This window comes from Pseudomonas sp. B611, assembly GCF_055407965.1.
In genome coordinates, this window is sequence record NZ_JBUZST010000003.1 from 419539 (window position 1) to 435462 (window position 15924).

The following is a 15924-nucleotide window of genomic DNA, read 5'->3' on the forward strand; positions in this document are numbered from 1 at the left end:
GGCTGCCCTTGCCCCTCATCTGTCGCAACGTTCCCGTCCAAGCGAATGCGAGGACAACACCGTGGCCGATCACTATCAACTCAATCTGGGTTCATTGCGCAGCAGCATCACCCTGACCCTGCACACTCACCATGCCGCCCGTATCTGGCAGGGTCGAACCGCACGCGAAGGCGTCCACTCGATCATGGGCATGGCCGGCTACATCAGCGTCACCAACCTAATCAAACAAACCGCGGCCCAAGACGACCCCTATGCCGACTGGGCCATGGTGCAACTCGAAGAAAAGCTGATGCAGGCCAAGGCTGGGATGCTGGAATTGACCCGACAGCTGGACCGAATCAGGCAGGACCTGCCGACACAGATCGACATGGGCGACAACCTCAACATCCACCCCGTCACCTTGCCGTTGTACATCGGCAGCCAGCTGGGCTTTCTCGCGGTCTACCTGCTGACCGACTACGACACCCTGGTACGCCAGACTCTATTGGCCCATCACACCGCCTTGATCGGCCGCATCGACATGGAAGCCTGGATCGACGACGGCGCCCATCTGTTGCGCAGCCTATTCGGCCAGGCCCAGCGCTATCGGCATGCCGGCGTCACACGCGATGATATGGCGGCGAACAACGCCCGAGCCATTGCGGCCATCGAGAAGATGGGTTTGCCCCCAATGGACATCCTGGAGGGTCATCGCCGCTCCCAGTTCGCGCCGCCAATCACTCGCCGTGGTGCTGTGGCAGTGCATGACGCCGACGCGCTGGCAGAGGACGTCGGAGTGTCGTCTGCGACAGTGATTGTGCCGGAGGACGAAGCATGAATCGGATGATCCCGGCTCAACCAATGCCCTTCGAAGCGTTAACACCGGATGCCTATCGACAGCTCGAACACGCAGCCTCCCTAAAAGGCCTTTTAAAACCTTTTAAGGGTAAGGGGGAGTTGGAGCACTTGGCGCAGCTGGCGAGGGAAATCGAGGCGCAGTTATGTCACCTAATGGAGGCTGTGGTGCAGCAAGCCGGACAGCCCCCTTACTCGCTGCTGGACATTCGTTTAGTGCTGCAGAACACCAGCGCAGGCAGCACCTTTTTGCGTTGGCGCACCCGTGACTTCGCCCGTATGGGGGTTGCGGTCTGGGAACGCCAGATCTGCAACAACGCCCTGCCGCAGGCCGTACGCGAGAGATTGCACCGTTTCGAATGCGATCGCATTGCACTGAACCTGCAGATGAGCGTGGTGCATTCGCTCTACCGCCAGGCCTCGACCTGCGCGATCAAAATGGCCAGTGCCGAACGGTTATTGCGCCAGTTCACAACCGCAGTGGAGATATCACGATGAGTACTTTTTTTGTCGGCGAAGGCAATATCGGCAGTGCGCCAGAGTTCCAGGAATTTCCATCAGGCAATGACGAGCCACGGCGTTTGCTGCGGCTGAATGTGTACTTCGACAACCCTGTGCCACGCGAGGGCAGCTATGAAGATCGAGGCGGCTATTGGGCGCCGGTTGAGCTATGGCACCGTGAGGCTGAACACTGGAGCACACTGTACCAGAAAGGCATGCGTGTGCTGGTCGAAGGCCGCACCGTACGTGATGAGTGGGAGGACAGCGAAGACAATGCGCGGGTCACCTTCAAGATCGAGGCCCGTCGAGTCGGCATCCTGCCTCACCGGGTGCACAGCGTGGTCATGCGCGAACGATCCAGTGAACCGGCGGTATCTGCGACACACGTCGGGAAAAGTACAGAACAGGCCAGTTCACCTGCGTCGAAACCCAGAAAGCGCAGAGGGCAGCCACCTACGGACTGACAGACTTTCAGGCATGGAAATTGCGCCTTTGCGCGAAGTTGCTGGTCTACTTTTACTCACTGCTCGTGAAGACCGACCCTGTCGTCCACGCTACAACGGGGTACCAGCCTCGGTCCATCCCGCCCTCACCGACTAATATGAGGAACCTGCCATTCAGGTTTCTCATATCTCGCCCCTGCTACCTCGAACAACGCTGCTCCGAACTCAATCCGGAGTAGTTATATGTACCTCTTCCTCTGCGAAAAACCTTCCCAAGGTCGTGACATCGCCAAGGTTCTCGGAGCCAACCGGCGTGGTGATGGCTGCCTGATCGGCCCCGAGATAACTGTCACCTGGTGTATCGGCCACCTACTGGAGACAGCATCGCCTCAAGCCTATGGCGAGCAATTCAAGAGTTGGTCGTTGGATGATCTACCGATCATTCCCGTGCAGTGGCAGGTCAAGGTCAAACCCAAGACCGCGGCACAATTCAAAGTCATCAAGCGCCTGCTCACTGAAGCCACCACCGTCGTCATCGCAACCGACGCCGACCGCGAAGGTGAAATGATTGCCCGCGAGTTGTTGGAGCTCTGCAAGTATCGAGGCTTCGTTCAGCGCCTCTGGTTGTCCGCCCTCAACGAGGCGTCGATTCGCAAAGCCCTCTCCTCGCTGAAGTCTGGTCAGGAGACCTACCCGCTTTATCTCTCAGCCCTCGCCCGCAGCCGCGCCGACTGGCTGATCGGCATGAACCTAAGTCGTCTGTTTACCCTTCTTGGTCGGCGGGCAGGCTACGACGGCGTATTGTCAGTGGGGCGCGTCCAGACACCCACCTTACGTTTGGTAGTCGATCGGGATCGTGAGATTGCCAGCTTCGTCCCGGTACCTTACTGGTGCGTTGAAGTGCACCTATCGTCAATGGGCCATCGATTCATCGCATCGTGGTTACCGCCACACTCGGGAAGGGATGAGACGGGCCGCTGCCTGCAGCAGGCACTTGCCCATCAGGCGGTCCAAACAATCACCCATGGTAAGTCCGCCACGGTGCTCTCGTTGCAGACTGAACATTCCCGCGAAGCACCACCCCTGCCCTTCGACCTGAGCACATTGCAGGAAGTCTGCTCGCGTAAGCTGGGGCTCGGCGTCCAGGAAACCCTTAATATCGCCCAAGCCCTGTATGAAACTCACAAAGCCACCACCTACCCGCGCAGCGATTGCCGCTATTTGCCAGAGAGTATGTTCAACGAGGCGCCCGCAGTGCTCGACGCCCTGCTCGAAACGGATCCGGCACTCAGACCTGCATTCGGGAGCCTCGATCGATCATTGCGCTCCCGCGTGTGGAGCGATGCCAAGGTCACCGCGCACCACGGCATCATTCCCACCACCGAGCCGGCAAACCTGGCGCGGATGTCTGAACAAGAACGCCAAGTCTACGAACTGATTCGTAGCCACTACCTCGTGCAATTTCTGCCGCACCATGAGTTTGATCGAACCCAGGTCGAGCTGGAGTGTGGCGAAGAACGTTTGATCGCTGTTGGCAAACAGATCCTGGTCCAGGGCTGGAAAGGCTTACTCTGCGAAAACACCGAGGAGGATGAGCCCAATCACAAGTCCCAAGTCTTACCGGTTTTACAACAGGGTACACAGTGCGCAGTGGACGACGTCGAACTCGAGCCCTTGCGTACCACCGCTCCCAAACCTTTCACCGAGGGTGATCTGATCAAGGCCATGAAAAACGTCGCCAAGCTGGTCACCGACCCACGACTTAAACAGAAACTTCGGGACACCACCGGTATCGGTACCGAAGCCACCCGAGCCGGCATCATCAAGGGGTTGATTGATCGCGGTTATCTGCTGAAGAAAAAACGTGCCTTAATGGCCTCCGCTGCTGCCCATACACTGATCGAGGCGGTACCAGCCGCCGTCGCAGATCCAGGTATGACCGCCGTTTGGGAACAAGCTCTGGAGGAGATCGAAGCGGGACGCCTGACCTTGGATGCATTCGTCGCCAAGCAGGCGAACTGGATTGCGCAATTGGTCGAACACTGTGGATCGCTCACCTTGTCGATACCGATCAAAGCCGGGCCGACCTGCCCCATTTGCAATGCATCAATGATCAAGCGTAAGGGAAAATCTGGTCCGTTCTGGTCATGCTCGCAGTACCCGAACTGCAAGGGCACGACGCCTATAAGAAAAGAGACGCAGCGTCAATGACCGTTCAGTTGAATTCGTCATGATGTTGGGGGTTGCACTGTTCAGTGCATTATCAGCGGCGCCTGAGCCCGCTCCAAATCGATCAAAGGTTGTCCGTTTTCTCGGGCCAAGGCGATGCCAATAGAAATCCATATCTGCCCGAGTTCGTTGAACGCTTTCAGATGAGCAGGACTTTCGTTGAGCCAATGAACAAGGCTGTCGAAGTGTTCGGGGTTATCAGGGCAATCATGGATTTTGATGAACAGCTCCAGTGTTCGATCCCAAATCAGATCCATGTCCTTGTTTTCGTCTTCCATGCTCAACCGTCCCTCAGCTTGGCCCTATCAGGCTTTCATTCTCACCGACCACCTTGGACGCTGATTCCTGGTGGAATAGAAACCACGTCGCGGTACACAGCTATTTCAGTCACTATAACAACCCAATGAGTCGATACTCAACCCTTAGGGATGTTCATGTCAACGGGTCTTTGCTCAACCATTCGGGTTGAACTGGAGAACTCATCACTTGGCACATAAACATCCTACCCAAGCCCAAATCGGGCGCATGATCGCGAAGCACCGCAGCGAACGTAATCTGACCCAAGAAGAGGTAGCTGAGCGTTTAGGGATCGGTAGCGAAGCCATCTCTCGCCTGGAACGGGGAGTAGTGGAGCTTACCGTGGTCAAACTGATGCAACTGGCGGACATTTTCGATTGCCGCATGGATGAATTGCTGACGGAATCGAGTAATCGCCCCAATGACCAGAGCCAGATGATTGCGGGTCTGCTGAGTGGACTGAAAGAAAGCGACCGTGCCTTTATCTTGGCAACCGTCGAACAATTAGCCGCACATCTAGGCAGTAAGTGACCTCTTTCATCGCGCTCAACGTAGCGTCTTATGAAGGGGCTCCTACAGACTTGACGTCGTGTTGACCTCTTTGCTGTAGTAGCTTCAGATCACCGCCAACGGCGACCCAAGACCGATTAGCTCCGGGCAGCTCGGTCGAACTCTTCGAGTTCGGAGCCTCCTATTCTGCGGAATTTAATTCCCGTTTTTTGCTCGACCTGATTGTGGTGGCGGATGACCACTGTTGCCTCTATCCGGCAATAGCGGTCATCCGCTTCTGCGATCGTATTCAGTCCCGGAGCCCACCGGGGAAAGAAGGGGGCACCCTTTGTGCGCGGATGCGTGCCAGCATGTTCCGACCCAGGCCACGACAAGGGTCGGTTGGCGAATCATTGCGCAGTTCAACCAAGTTTTGCGAGGAGCTTGTCGACTGCGTAAGACCGCCAAAGGTGGCTTTTCTCTTCCTCGCCTGGCGCCCAGCCGGGCCCACTCTTCATTTTTTTCATTTTCTTAATTCCAGTGACTGCCACCGTATTCCAGCCTTAAAAAAACGGGTTGCAGCGTCTTGACGCCCCCCTGTTACAGGCTTATACAAAGGGCGTGGTTCGCTGTCGTCGACAGCCCAGCCCAGGTAGCTTGAACCTTCAAGGCTACGCCACGTTCGTGGTGGTTTACCCAAGTGCGATCAGCGTTCGGAAGCTCGCGCGGTTACCGCTTCGGCGGTGATGAATGCCCACTACACCAGATCCGCAGACCACTACTGCGGATTCTCTTCTGCTTCACCGCTATTCCCCGGACGCATCGTTCTGATCGTCATCGGATTGCCGGTGACGAGTTGTACATTGCTCGCCTTCACCTACCCACCCTGACGGGGGCTCACATCCCCGTCAGGGATTGTGCGTCGCCGTTTTCCCATGAAACAGGAGAACCACCATGGCCCACGCCAACCAATCCCAAGAAGCGACCACTTACTTCAATCTGCACACCGTCGGTATCGGTTACCTCAACCGTGTTCGTGAAGTACAAGTCCGCCGCGGTCAGCCATTCATGGCCTGCGATATTGCAGCCCTACACGGTGCAACCGATGCGGTGGAGTACACCCGTTTCGACTGCAAAGTCGCCGGGGGTGAAGCTGAACGCTTGATTCGTCTCTATATGGACGCCGTCAAAGCCGAGAAAAAGGTCTTGCTGTCGTTCCGTATCGGCGACCTGTGGATCGATCCGTTTCTCTACGAGAAAGGCGTTAAACAAGGCCAACCGGGCGCCAGCCTGAAAGGTCGTTTGCTGTTCATCGACTGGATCAAAGTCAACGGCACGTTCGAATACAAAGCGCCCGCCAGGCAGGAAGCAACAGCACCTGCTGAGCAAGCGCCGATCAATGAACCCTCTCTAACGTCGGCTGATGTCGACGCCGAGGAGACCGCTAACCCAACAGAGGCTCAGGTCGAACCTGAATCTCAACCCACTCCCCGCACGGCCCGCCGTGACGCCCCCCGTACCGTTCAGTCCGCCTGAACAGTCCACGATGTACACATCAAGGCGCTCCCTCGAGCGCCTTTTCTTCAATTAGCACAGGAGAACCCACATGGAATCCTTCTGGCTTTGCGACGACTGCCTGTTCGCGGCGGCTTACGAGGACTACAGCACGTTATCGCTCTACTACACGACGGATGAAACCGGGGAACGCATCGCCGCGATGCAATGTGGGCTGGTTCGGTTGATGCCCATCAGTGCCGACTTTGATCCCGAAGCCGGCTGGGGAATAAAAGCCTTTTCCCCATTTCCCTGTGACGGTTGTGGTTCACCCCTGCACGGTCAACGCCACCGATTCACTCGGCTGTAAACAGCGCGCCATCTGCTAAGGCCCGCGACTCTATATCCACCTTGGGGACACCACTCCCCTCGGGCGTGTACCCCTGATTGTTCCCTTCGGAGGTACCCCCATGAGCACCCAACTCACACTGATTGAAACCTCGGATTTCGAAGCTGATCGTATCGTCCAAGAAAACCAGGTGATCGACGAAGCGCTGCATATTCTGGATCGTCGGCTGTTCGCCCGCGGCCCTAACCTGACGTCGCCTGATACTGTGGCCTCATACCTAAAACTGCACCTTGCGCAACAAGAGCATGAAGTCTTCGGTGTGATCTTTCTCGACGCAAAGCACCGCGTGTTGGCGTTCGAAGTCCTGTTTCACGGCAGCATTGATGGGGCCAGCGTTTACCCCAGACAGGTCGTTAAACGCTCATTGGCGCATAACGCTGCGGCCGCCATTTTTGTTCACAACCACCCCTCAGGGTGCACGGAACCCAGCCAGGCGGATCGCGTGCTGACGGCACGGCTGAAGGAGGCCTTAGCCTTAATCGAAGTGCGCGTACTGGATCACTTCATCGTGGGAGAAGGTCATCCTCTCTCCCTTGCCGAATACGGTTGGCTTTAACCCTCACAGGCGCCTACGGGCGCCTTGTTCATTTCCATTCTGGAGAACCCTCATGAACCAAACCCCAGCCCTGCTGCAAGGCTCAAACCCATTTTCTCGCGGTTACGACAACCTGCATATTGAACGTCGACTACTGATCACTTACGAAGACGACTGCCCTCCCTGCTTTCGACCCCTGCACGACTCACAAGCCCATCTGCCCGACAATGAGTTGCAACTGTTACCCTGCCTGCTCAATGACGATTTCGCCTTGATCAGCGAAGGCCAATCCATTCCGGAGGAGTTGGATGAACGCTTCCAATCAACCGGACTGGTGCGCCAAGTGATCTACGCCGTGATGGGCGAAATGCTTAACGAGCGGCATCATGTCGGCGATCTGTACTCCCGGGAAGATGCTCAAGCAATGATCCATTGCTTGAGCTTCGAGACGGGACACTACAGTCGAACCTGGGAGATCAGTACCGCACACCTCACTGAAGAAGCATTGCGCTATTTGGAGCGCCGGGCTAGCAATTTCGACTTCAAACCAACTGGTCTGCTGTTCGAACCCTTTACCCTGGCGGACTGCAATGGCGTCGGGTGTAAGCTGATTGGCACGCCTTGGACCGACGATAACCTGGAGAAAATCGAGGGCTGTCCTTACTCATCGCTGAGGCAGGAGCAACTCGATGCCTGTACGCCGGAAGCCTTGGTCAACGTACTGTATATGGCGGCATTGGTGGATGTGCGATTCTTGATCTTCGACCCCGACGCTGCCGTCTTGGATGGGCTCGCCATTTTCGTTGAACAGCAACGTGTTCAGCGTTAACACGACCCACCTTGAATCAACTTTCTCACTGAATCGCTCCTTCACCTCATGTCAGGTTCTGCACTGAATCTGACATGAGGTTTCTTCCATGGAGCGTTTTTTCACGCCTGTCTGCATGCTGGGTTTGTTGAGCGCCTGCACCGCGCAAATCCCCAACCCGTTGCCGACCAATCCAGAGATCGACAGTGGCTCCAATCGGCCCCAGCACTCGAAGGGCATAGCCGAAGAATGCCATCCGGCAGAGCTTCGTTATGGCCGCTACACGCTGGTCAACACCGAGCCCACCAAGGAACAACGCGATCTTCTTGCCCAAATCATTGAAGTGAATATCCCGCCCAGCCTGAACCCCTCGGTACAGGAGGCGCTGCACTACGTGCTGCAGCGTTCGGGTTATGCGCTTTGCGCAGATACTGCGTCGGTGAAGGTGCTGTTCACCCGGCCCCTGCCCGCAGCCCATTACCGGCTGGGCCCGATCCCTTTGCGCCGCGCGCTACAAGTGCTGGCTGGCCCCGCCTGGCAACTCACGGCCGATGAAGTCGGCCGTTCGGTCTGCTTCGAACAGCAGAAAGCTGATGTCGGCAGCGTGCGGGTCACACCCAACTCGTACCATCAGGCGGAGGCACATCCATGAAAGCCTCGACGTTACAAACCTTCATTATTGGATTGCTTTGTCTGGCGGCCGCCGGGCTGAGCGGGGTTTTATATAACCAGTATAAACGTGTGGCCGAGCTACAGAGTACGAACACCCAACACCTAAAAACCCTGGACACTCTGCAACGTGATTCAAACGCCCTCAAGGACGCACAGGAGCAGTTGCAGTACGCGCTAAAAGACCTGAAGCAGATGGTCGATAACGGCGAGCAACAGGCCAATACCCTCGATCCGATGCTAGATCAATGGGCGCAAGAAATACAGGAACTGCGCGACGGTCTGGCAACCCGCGCCACCGCGGCAGACCTGACAGCGCTGCGCGCAAGCCTTGAACAGGTCGAGCAGCAGTTCCACGAGCACAAGCCCCAGCCATCACCCCCACCGCCGCCTTCCGCGACTAAACCGAAAAAGACCGCTCGCCCCAAGCCCGTATCGCTCTCGCCACCGTTCTCAGTGTTGAGCGTCGAGTTCCGCGGTGGTGAGCGTTTTCTGGCGGTGGCACCTCATGACAGTCGCTCGCTCATGGATGTTCGGCTGCTGCACAGCGGCGAGCAGTTCGGTACCTGGCACCTGAAAGTGCTGGAGCCGAACTCAGCTATCTTCGCGGTGGCCGCTCAGCCAGACCAGACCGTGCACCTCCCTTGAGAAGCGATCATGAACAGAGCGCTACTGCCCACCGTCGTCTGTCTCGCTTCGCTATTGGCCATGGGCGCTGCGATGGGCAACCCCGTCACGACACAGTCACGGACCCAGGACACGCAGTCTGCTCCGCTGGGGCGCTCTGACTCTGAACAGGCGGCGAGCTGGGGTCTGACGGAGCAGGAGTGGACGCGCTTCGAACAGATCCAAGCCGGCCCGCGCAGCTTCTGGAGCCCGAACCTCGATCCGTTGACCGCACTCGGGGTCGAGGCCCAGACCGACCAAGAGCGCCAGCGCTATGCCGAATTACAGGTGGCGCTGGAAGCCAAACGCGCCGAGCGCGAGTTGGCTTACCAAAACGCTTACACCGCGGCCTGGGCCAAGCTGTTTCCCGGGCTGCAGCCGATCCAGGGCGCGGCGTCCCCTGGCAGCTCATCGGTCGTGCCGCGCCAAGCCCTGTTTGTGGAGGACCACTGCCCAGCGTGCACCGCCGAAGCGCAGCGTCTGCAAAGCGGCGACACGGCGTTCGATATCTATCTGGTGGGCAGCCAAGGCGAGGATAAACGCGTCCGTAGCTGGGCTCGGCAAGCGGACATCGATCCGGCCAAGGTTCAACGCCGGCAGATCACCCTGAACCATGACCGTGGTCGCTGGTTCAACCTGGGTGCTCCGGGGCCATTGCCTGCCACATTTCAACAGGTGAATGGAAAATGGCAACGCCTCAACTGAGTGCTATTGCGCTCCTGCTGACAATGCTCGCCGTCCAGGCTGACGAACTTCCGCCTCCGGCCTACCAACTGGCGGCGCATGACGCCGACATCCCTTCTACGGTGCTGTTCGCGATTGTCCTGCAGGAGAGTGGTATCCGCGTCCGTGGTCGACTGCTGCCCTGGCCTTGGACCCTGAACATCGCCGGAACACCCTACCGCTTCGCCACTCACCAGGCCGCCTGTCACGCCTTGCTTCAAGCGCTCACCCGGCATGACGCCAAGCGGGTCGATGTCGGTCTCGGACAAACCAACCTGGGTTACCTGGGACAACGTTTTTCCAGCCCCTGTGACGCTCTCGATCCCTACCGAAATCTCGCCGTGACCGCCGCGCTGTTGCAGGAGCATCACGCTGCCACAGGTGATTGGGTGTTGGCTGCCGGACGTTATCACCGCCCGGCAGGAGGAACGCCAGCCGCGCGTTACCGCGCCGGCTTTTCCCGACAACTCGAACGACTGCAGGTTTCCTTCAAACAGGGCACACCGCCATGAAGCGAATATTCCTTATCTGTTATTTCATCCTGCTCTTGGCTCCTTTCGCCCAGCCGGAACTGACCGTAGCCGGGGATCAGCCTAGCGACTTCACCCGGCCCCATTTTCAAGGTTCCAGGACGCCAATAAACAACAAGACCCAGCCTGATCGCGTCATGCAGGCGGACCTGTCCACGTTTGCCGATGAAGCCTGGATACTGCCCGTCCGCAGCTCCCATTTGAGCCCCGGCCAGATCGCATCTCGTACCCTGAACATGCCTGGCCTACAACCCTTCTTTCTGGTGGGCGACGATCCCCGTTCGCGGGCTTGGCTGCATCAACGTGCGACTGAACTGCACGAAATGGGCGCAGCCGGCCTCGCCGTCGAAGTGGCCGATGCTGAAGCCCTGGCCCGGATTCGAGCAGCCGCTCCGGGCATCACCATCCTGCCGGTCAACGGCAACGACATCGCCACCCGCCTGCAGATTGAGCACTATCCCGTCCTGATAACTGCCACCTCACTGGAACAGTGAGTCCAGGTCATGGCCGAGCATGCGATGGAGTCCAAGCTCCGGCCAGCGGTGGAGCTGTACACCGTAGCGATCTGCATCGCTGCCGCGGTGTTGTGCGTGTACTCGCCCTGGGCTGTGGCCCTGTCACCCGAGATCGGTCTGGTTACAGCGCTGGCCTATGCCCTGTTCGGCCTGATCCGGCTGCGACAAGCCTGGGATGTGTTACGCTATCGGCGCAATATCCGCCGGCTGCCCCGCTACGAACTGACCAGTCGGCAGATTCCGGTCAGCCGTAAGCGTTTGTTTATGGGTCGCGGCTTTCGCTGGACCCGCCTGCACACCCAGCGCTTGGTCGAGGCCCAGGATCCGGCTGTTGCTCACTATATCGACCAACCGACTCGCTATCGTCTGGCACGCGGTCTCGAACGCCGCCTGGAACATGCACCGTTTCCGCTCTCCACATTGGCCCGTGTCACCGCTTGGGACAGTGCCTTCAATCCGTTGCGCCCTTTGCCCCCAGTAGGTGGCTCGCCGCTGTTGCATGGGGTCGAGCCCAACGAAACGGAGGTCAGTCTGCCACTGGGCGAACGGGTCGGACACACCCTGGTGCTGGGCACTACCCGTGTCGGCAAGACGCGACTCGCCGAGGTGTACATCACCCAGGACATTCACCGCGTCGAACATGAAGTGGTGATTGTCTTCGATCCGAAGGGTGATGCCGACCTGCTCAAACGCATGTACGTCGAAGCCAAGCGAGCCGGTCGGGAGAAGGAGTTTTATGTCTTCCATCTGGGCTGGCCAGAAATCTCCGCCCGCTACAACGCCGTGGGACGTTTCGGTCGCATCTCGGAAGTGGCGTCACGCATTGCTGGGCAACTCAGTGGCGAAGGGAACTCTGCGGCCTTCCGTGAGTTCGCCTGGCGTTTCGTCAACATCATCGCCCGCGCCCTGATCGAGCTGGGCCGACGTCCGGACTACCTGCAGATCCAGCGACATGTGGTCAACATCGACGCACTGTTCATCGAATACGCCCAGCAGTTTTTCGCCAAGACTGATCCGAAAGCGTGGGAGGTGATCGTCCAGCTTGAAGGCAAGCTCACCGAGAAAAACATTCCCCGGCATATGATCGGGCGCGAAAAGCGTGTGGTGGCCATCGAGCAGTACCTGGCGGTGAAGCGTGTATTTGATCCGGTAATGGACGGACTGCGTTCGGCGGTACGATATGACCGTACGTACTTCGATAAAATCGTTGCCTCGCTACTGCCGCTGCTGGAGAAACTCACCACCGGCAAGACCGCCCAGTTACTGGCCCCCAACTACACCGATTTAGAGGACCCGCGGCCAATCTTCGACTGGATGCAGATCATCCGAAAACGTGGCATCGTCTATATCGGCCTGGATGCACTGACCGACGCCGAGGTGGCCGCTGCTGTGGGCAACTCCATGTTCGCCGATTTGGTCTCGGTCGCGGGGCACATCTACAAACATGGAATTGACCATGGCCTACCCGCATCGGGCAGCAGCAGTGACAAGTTGCCGATCAACCTGCACGCCGATGAGTTCAACGAGTTGATGGGCGATGAGTTCATCCCACTGATCAATAAGGGTGGCGGGGCCGGCATCCAGGTGACGGCCTACACCCAGACCCTCAGCGATATCGAAGCGCGAATCGGCAACCGCGCCAAGGCTGGCCAGGTCATTGGTAACTTCAACACCTTGCAGATGCTCCGGGTACGCGAGACCGCCACTGCTGAACTACTCACCCAACAGTTGCCCAAGGTCAACGTACTGACCAAAACCCTGGTCTCCGGTGCCACCGACACCTCCGATCCTGAGGCCAATACAGACTTCACCTCATCCTCGCAAGATCGCGTCAGCAGCACCAGCGTGCCGTTGATCGAGCCCGCTCACATCGTCAGCTTGCCCAAGGGGCAAATGTTCTCCTTCCAGGCCGGTGGGCAGCTCTGGAAAGTCCGAATGCCTTTGCCAAAACCCTCCAACGACGATGCCATGCCCAAGGACCTGCAGGAGCTCACCCAGCGAATGCGGGCCGCCTACAACGAGCAGGCGGGGCAATGGTGGAGCGCAAGCGGTGGCGGCCCAACAACAAACTTCGATCTGGATCAGGTGGGGTAGCCCGCCCCTGGCACAGGTTTCGATTCAGCAAAAACTATCCAGAAGGCCTCATGACGACATCAACACTGCAGCGCGCAATGGAGTGAACGATGGCGACTTCCGTCCAGAACACGCCGCCACAACCGATCCAGCGCCCGGGGTTGTTCACCTCGGCGATCAGCCTGGTCCTGCGCATCATCGGACTGCTGATTGCCTCGTTGCTATTCTCGATCCTCACCGAGTTCGCCGGCTTGCTGCTGTTCTGGGCCGATCAGGGTTGGCGGCACAGCCAAGCCATGTTGGCGAACGAACTGGGCTGGCTGAGTGAGCACTTCAAATCTTCTCTCATCCTCCAACAACCTGGACAGACGATTGTTCAATGGCTGGATTTTCTCAATCAATGGCTATTAGTTAAGACTGGCTTTGCGGATTTTGCCCGGCAGGCGCGGATGTCGAGCCAGGGCAACGGCATCTGGGGCTGGATCAACCAACTCTACGTGAGCATTGAGGATTTCGTAGTGGCCGCAGTGTATGTGACCTTTACCTTCGTGGTGCGCCTGACGATTCTAGTCCTGGCCACACCACTATTTTTGTTGGCCACGCTCTCCGGTTTTGTTGATGGTTTGATGCGCCGCGACCTGCGCAAGTTTGGAGCCGGGCGAGAAAGCAGTTTTGTCTATCACCGCGCTAAACGAGCAGTGCTACCGCTGCTGATCGTGCCCTGGATCATTTACCTGTCATTGCCCTTTTCGCTCAATCCCATGGCCATTTTTTTGCCTTGCGCAGTGATGCTCGGAGCAACGACAGCTATCACCGCGGCGACGTTTAAAAAATACATTTAATAAAATGTAACGCTGACGTGTTAAACCATTCCGGTGAATTTGGCCAAAATAGCGACGACATAACCGCCAATAATAGACAAACCAACAATACCCAATGGCCGCTGCCACCAATCACCGCTAGGGGACGGCGGCATAGACTGCTGATAAAAATTGATCTGCCCGATCTGATTTGCGTTGAGTTGGGTGGCTGCTCCATTTTGCATCGAGTTGCGCCACTGAGCTTCCTCAAGACGTTCGAGTTGAACCTGAACACGCCTCTTGAGTTGGCTAGCGGAAAGGAGAATTTGCTTTCCAATAATCATCACACCCAGCAAACCGAAAAACAGCAAATTTCCATAGCTGAGCGGGTTTTCCTGGCTGAGGGTAGGCGCGTGCTCCCATACAAAACCGATGTAGGGTGATGTGGCCTGGTAAACATCGGCTACTAAATTTTGCACAACCCCTCCAAAATGCCCAAAAATTTTTGTGCTCGCGAGAATCTCTGCTTGATGGTGCAGAAAAATCAACGATGAAACCAAATAAAATAGCGCCCCGAAGACCATCAAGGAGACGCCCACGGCCTGTCGAATACGATACCGCCGAATTGCTTGTTGGATGTTCACTCTCTGCAATCACTCTTCGTTAACTGATTTCGTCCGCGCTTATCTGCGCCCCGCTAACAATGTTGTTAGCGGAATCAAACGTTAACGGCTACTTATCGTTTTTCATGAGTAACCAATGCTGTACTTGCGGTCCAATCGTGTCATTTTTCCGCGTTTCGTAGCTCTCGATACGATGTTCGAACTCGGTACACGATCAGAGACTGTATCGAAATAAAATGACGCTGCGTGTTTCGTGTTTCTTACTGCTGAGTTCTGGACGTTAGTTGAATGCTGGCCCCATCTCCAAATGGGCTATCCACATGCCGACTACATTTTTCCGAATCTGCACGCTGCTCATATTGATGACGTTCCATAGCGGCGGCTATGCCGCATCTGCTCATGAGCGCGAACAGCTCAGCCTAGTTCAGCAGCAGCTCGATGCTATTGAGCGCCTTGCGGCGCAAGCTAAGGTAGCCAGGACCTCTGAACCAAACGAACGCTATCGCTTCGACTATCCCCGCCTGTCTCAGGACATCCAACGCATTCGCCAAGGAATGCAGAACTATCTGTCGCCCTCGCGTGCTCAACCTCACGATCCTGGTGAGCTGGTCGGCGATTACCGCCTCGACACTCCGCCCCCGGAGCCGTCGCCATGAGCATGACCGACGCGCAGACCGCTGCCTTTCAAAACGCCTCCGGCTTCTCACCGCAGAGCAGTTCGACGCTCTGGCTGTCCCTGGTTCTCGTCCTGGTTTTGCTGTGGTGTGCCTGGGTGATGTGGACGGCTTACCGGGGCTGGGCAACAGGCAGTGTGCGCTTCGGCGCGTTTGGCGGCAGCGCCGCGCGCGTGCTGCTCACCTTGCTGGTTCTGATGTTCTTCACCTTGTCCTAACCCCGGAGATCGCCGTCATGCTCAAGTGCCTTGCCCCCCTGAAAAACAATCTGCGTGATCGCGCTAGCCAGCGCTTGATCGGTCTGCTGTTAGTACTCGGTCCAAGCCTGGCTTTTGCCGAACTACCGACTATGGAAGCTCCTTCACGTGGTGAAGGTTCCGGGTTGATCGAGACGATCAAAAACTACGCCTACGACGGCGGCATCCTGCTCGGTCTGCTGATTGCCCTGCTCGCTTTCTTGGGGGTGGCCTGGCATTCGTTGACCGTGTACGCCGACGTGCAAAACCAGCGTAAGACCTGGAAGGACTTGGGTGCGGTGGTCGGTATCGGTGCTCTGTTGGTGGTGATCATCATCTGGTTCCTGACCAAGGCTGCCGCGATTCTTTGAGGTTG

21 protein-coding genes are annotated in these 15924 nt (G+C 57.4%); 19 read left to right on the top strand and 2 right to left on the bottom strand.

The window, feature by feature from the left end; translation table 11 throughout:
• Positions 1 to 61 precede the first annotated feature (61 nt).
• From ACZRMO_RS10145 to ACZRMO_RS10160, 4 genes are all read left to right on the top strand, one after another.
• Positions 62 to 817: a PFL_4669 family integrating conjugative element protein gene (locus ACZRMO_RS10145; RefSeq protein WP_102879503.1), complete on the top strand. Its 756-nt coding sequence runs from the start codon at positions 62 to 64 to the stop codon at positions 815 to 817.
• Positions 814 to 1332 carry a DUF3158 family protein gene (locus tag ACZRMO_RS10150; RefSeq protein WP_102879504.1) on the top strand — a complete coding sequence of 173 codons (519 nt, stop codon included), beginning with the start codon at positions 814 to 816 and terminating at the stop codon, positions 1330 to 1332. The genes ACZRMO_RS10145 and ACZRMO_RS10150 overlap by 4 nt, the downstream gene beginning before the upstream one ends.
• Positions 1329 to 1799: a single-stranded DNA-binding protein gene (locus ACZRMO_RS10155; RefSeq protein WP_102879505.1), complete on the top strand. Its 471-nt coding sequence runs from the start codon at positions 1329 to 1331 to the stop codon at positions 1797 to 1799. The genes ACZRMO_RS10150 and ACZRMO_RS10155 overlap by 4 nt, the downstream gene beginning before the upstream one ends.
• A gap of 222 nt (positions 1800 to 2021) precedes the next feature.
• Positions 2022 to 3989: a DNA topoisomerase III gene (locus ACZRMO_RS10160; protein WP_102879506.1), complete on the top strand. Its 1968-nt coding sequence runs from the start codon at positions 2022 to 2024 to the stop codon at positions 3987 to 3989.
• 41 nt (positions 3990 to 4030) lie between these two features.
• On the opposite strand, the gene ACZRMO_RS10165 is transcribed toward ACZRMO_RS10160, so the two are convergent.
• The gene (locus ACZRMO_RS10165) at positions 4031 to 4285 is read right to left on the bottom strand and encodes a hypothetical protein (protein WP_102879507.1); all 255 of its coding nucleotides are present in this window, start codon (positions 4283 to 4285) and stop codon (positions 4031 to 4033) included.
• A gap of 208 nt (positions 4286 to 4493) precedes the next feature.
• On the opposite strand from ACZRMO_RS10165, the gene ACZRMO_RS10170 reads away from it, so the two are divergent.
• The 12 genes from ACZRMO_RS10170 (at position 4494) to ACZRMO_RS10225 (ending at position 14057) form a co-directional block, all read left to right on the top strand.
• Positions 4494 to 4835, top strand: a complete 342-nt coding sequence (locus tag ACZRMO_RS10170; RefSeq protein ID WP_102879508.1) for a helix-turn-helix domain-containing protein — start codon at positions 4494 to 4496, stop codon at positions 4833 to 4835.
• Between the two features lie 912 nt (positions 4836 to 5747).
• Positions 5748 to 6329 (top strand): STY4534 family ICE replication protein, encoded by a 582-nt coding sequence (locus tag ACZRMO_RS10175; protein ID WP_102879509.1) that lies wholly within the window; start codon positions 5748 to 5750, stop codon positions 6327 to 6329.
• A 70-nt stretch (positions 6330 to 6399) separates the two neighbouring features.
• A complete protein-coding gene (locus ACZRMO_RS10180; protein WP_102879510.1) occupies positions 6400 to 6657 on the top strand; it encodes a hypothetical protein in 258 nt (85 codons plus the stop codon).
• 100 nt (positions 6658 to 6757) lie between these two features.
• Complete coding sequence (gene radC, locus ACZRMO_RS10185; protein WP_102879511.1) at positions 6758 to 7252, top strand: RadC family protein; 495 nt, start codon at positions 6758 to 6760, stop codon at positions 7250 to 7252.
• 52 nt (positions 7253 to 7304) lie between these two features.
• Positions 7305 to 8060 carry a DUF5983 family protein gene (locus tag ACZRMO_RS10190; RefSeq protein WP_102879512.1) on the top strand — a complete coding sequence of 252 codons (756 nt, stop codon included), beginning with the start codon at positions 7305 to 7307 and terminating at the stop codon, positions 8058 to 8060.
• An 88-nt stretch (positions 8061 to 8148) separates the two neighbouring features.
• Complete coding sequence (gene pilL2 / locus ACZRMO_RS10195) at positions 8149 to 8691, top strand: PFGI-1 class ICE element type IV pilus protein PilL2 (RefSeq protein WP_102879513.1); 543 nt, start codon at positions 8149 to 8151, stop codon at positions 8689 to 8691.
• Entirely contained in the window at positions 8688 to 9356 is a 669-nt protein-coding gene (locus ACZRMO_RS10200) for a chemotaxis protein (RefSeq protein ID WP_102879514.1), read from the top strand. Before pilL2 ends, ACZRMO_RS10200 begins: the two co-directional genes overlap by 4 nt.
• Before the next feature lie 9 nt (positions 9357 to 9365).
• Complete coding sequence (locus tag ACZRMO_RS10205) at positions 9366 to 10079, top strand: TIGR03759 family integrating conjugative element protein (protein WP_102879515.1); 714 nt, start codon at positions 9366 to 9368, stop codon at positions 10077 to 10079.
• Positions 10061 to 10609, top strand: coding sequence for a lysozyme family protein (locus ACZRMO_RS10210; RefSeq protein WP_102879516.1), 549 nt, complete (start codon positions 10061 to 10063; stop codon positions 10607 to 10609). The genes ACZRMO_RS10205 and ACZRMO_RS10210 overlap by 19 nt, the downstream gene beginning before the upstream one ends.
• A complete protein-coding gene (locus ACZRMO_RS10215) occupies positions 10606 to 11121 on the top strand; it encodes an integrating conjugative element protein (RefSeq protein WP_102879517.1) in 516 nt (171 codons plus the stop codon). Before ACZRMO_RS10210 ends, ACZRMO_RS10215 begins: the two co-directional genes overlap by 4 nt.
• A gap of 9 nt (positions 11122 to 11130) precedes the next feature.
• Positions 11131 to 13236 carry a type IV conjugative transfer system coupling protein TraD gene (gene traD, locus ACZRMO_RS10220; protein WP_102879518.1) on the top strand — a complete coding sequence of 702 codons (2106 nt, stop codon included), beginning with the start codon at positions 11131 to 11133 and terminating at the stop codon, positions 13234 to 13236.
• 89 nt (positions 13237 to 13325) lie between these two features.
• Positions 13326 to 14057: a TIGR03747 family integrating conjugative element membrane protein gene (locus ACZRMO_RS10225; RefSeq protein WP_102879519.1), complete on the top strand. Its 732-nt coding sequence runs from the start codon at positions 13326 to 13328 to the stop codon at positions 14055 to 14057.
• Positions 14058 to 14077: 20 nt separating this feature from the next.
• Here the strand turns inward: ACZRMO_RS10225 and ACZRMO_RS10230 are convergent, their stop codons facing one another.
• Positions 14078 to 14659 carry a hypothetical protein gene (locus ACZRMO_RS10230; RefSeq protein ID WP_102880067.1) on the bottom strand — a complete coding sequence of 194 codons (582 nt, stop codon included), beginning with the start codon at positions 14657 to 14659 and terminating at the stop codon, positions 14078 to 14080.
• A 299-nt stretch (positions 14660 to 14958) separates the two neighbouring features.
• Between ACZRMO_RS10230 and ACZRMO_RS10235 the strand changes: the two genes are divergently transcribed.
• The 3 genes from ACZRMO_RS10235 to ACZRMO_RS10245 are packed head-to-tail and all read left to right on the top strand — an operon-like array spanning position 14959 to position 15919.
• Entirely contained in the window at positions 14959 to 15294 is a 336-nt protein-coding gene (locus ACZRMO_RS10235) for an integrative conjugative element protein, RAQPRD family (protein ID WP_102880068.1), read from the top strand.
• Positions 15291 to 15530 carry a TIGR03758 family integrating conjugative element protein gene (locus ACZRMO_RS10240; RefSeq protein ID WP_102879520.1) on the top strand — a complete coding sequence of 80 codons (240 nt, stop codon included), beginning with the start codon at positions 15291 to 15293 and terminating at the stop codon, positions 15528 to 15530. Before ACZRMO_RS10235 ends, ACZRMO_RS10240 begins: the two co-directional genes overlap by 4 nt.
• Before the next feature lie 17 nt (positions 15531 to 15547).
• Positions 15548 to 15919: a TIGR03745 family integrating conjugative element membrane protein gene (locus tag ACZRMO_RS10245; protein WP_060738069.1), complete on the top strand. Its 372-nt coding sequence runs from the start codon at positions 15548 to 15550 to the stop codon at positions 15917 to 15919.
• The last annotated feature ends 5 nt before the right edge of the window (positions 15920 to 15924 follow it).

Coding starts and splice junctions, on each gene's coding strand:
- ACZRMO_RS10210 (WP_102879516.1), top strand. CDS start 10,061: ATGGCAACGCCTCAACTGAGTGCTATTGCGCTCCTGCTGACAATGCTC.
- ACZRMO_RS10190 (WP_102879512.1), top strand. CDS start 7,305: ATGAACCAAACCCCAGCCCTGCTGCAAGGCTCAAACCCATTTTCTCGC.
- ACZRMO_RS10155 (WP_102879505.1), top strand. CDS start 1,329: ATGAGTACTTTTTTTGTCGGCGAAGGCAATATCGGCAGTGCGCCAGAG.
- ACZRMO_RS10175 (WP_102879509.1), top strand. CDS start 5,748: ATGGCCCACGCCAACCAATCCCAAGAAGCGACCACTTACTTCAATCTG.
- ACZRMO_RS10205 (WP_102879515.1), top strand. CDS start 9,366: ATGAACAGAGCGCTACTGCCCACCGTCGTCTGTCTCGCTTCGCTATTG.
- ACZRMO_RS10150 (WP_102879504.1), top strand. CDS start 814: ATGAATCGGATGATCCCGGCTCAACCAATGCCCTTCGAAGCGTTAACA.
- ACZRMO_RS10200 (WP_102879514.1), top strand. CDS start 8,688: ATGAAAGCCTCGACGTTACAAACCTTCATTATTGGATTGCTTTGTCTG.
- pilL2 (WP_102879513.1), top strand. CDS start 8,149: ATGGAGCGTTTTTTCACGCCTGTCTGCATGCTGGGTTTGTTGAGCGCC.
- radC (WP_102879511.1), top strand. CDS start 6,758: ATGAGCACCCAACTCACACTGATTGAAACCTCGGATTTCGAAGCTGAT.
- ACZRMO_RS10215 (WP_102879517.1), top strand. CDS start 10,606: ATGAAGCGAATATTCCTTATCTGTTATTTCATCCTGCTCTTGGCTCCT.
- ACZRMO_RS10240 (WP_102879520.1), top strand. CDS start 15,291: ATGAGCATGACCGACGCGCAGACCGCTGCCTTTCAAAACGCCTCCGGC.
- ACZRMO_RS10160 (WP_102879506.1), top strand. CDS start 2,022: ATGTACCTCTTCCTCTGCGAAAAACCTTCCCAAGGTCGTGACATCGCC.
- traD (WP_102879518.1), top strand. CDS start 11,131: ATGGCCGAGCATGCGATGGAGTCCAAGCTCCGGCCAGCGGTGGAGCTG.
- ACZRMO_RS10235 (WP_102880068.1), top strand. CDS start 14,959: ATGCCGACTACATTTTTCCGAATCTGCACGCTGCTCATATTGATGACG.
- ACZRMO_RS10165 (WP_102879507.1), bottom strand. CDS start 4,285: ATGGAAGACGAAAACAAGGACATGGATCTGATTTGGGATCGAACACTG.
- ACZRMO_RS10225 (WP_102879519.1), top strand. CDS start 13,326: ATGGCGACTTCCGTCCAGAACACGCCGCCACAACCGATCCAGCGCCCG.
- ACZRMO_RS10245 (WP_060738069.1), top strand. CDS start 15,548: ATGCTCAAGTGCCTTGCCCCCCTGAAAAACAATCTGCGTGATCGCGCT.
- ACZRMO_RS10180 (WP_102879510.1), top strand. CDS start 6,400: ATGGAATCCTTCTGGCTTTGCGACGACTGCCTGTTCGCGGCGGCTTAC.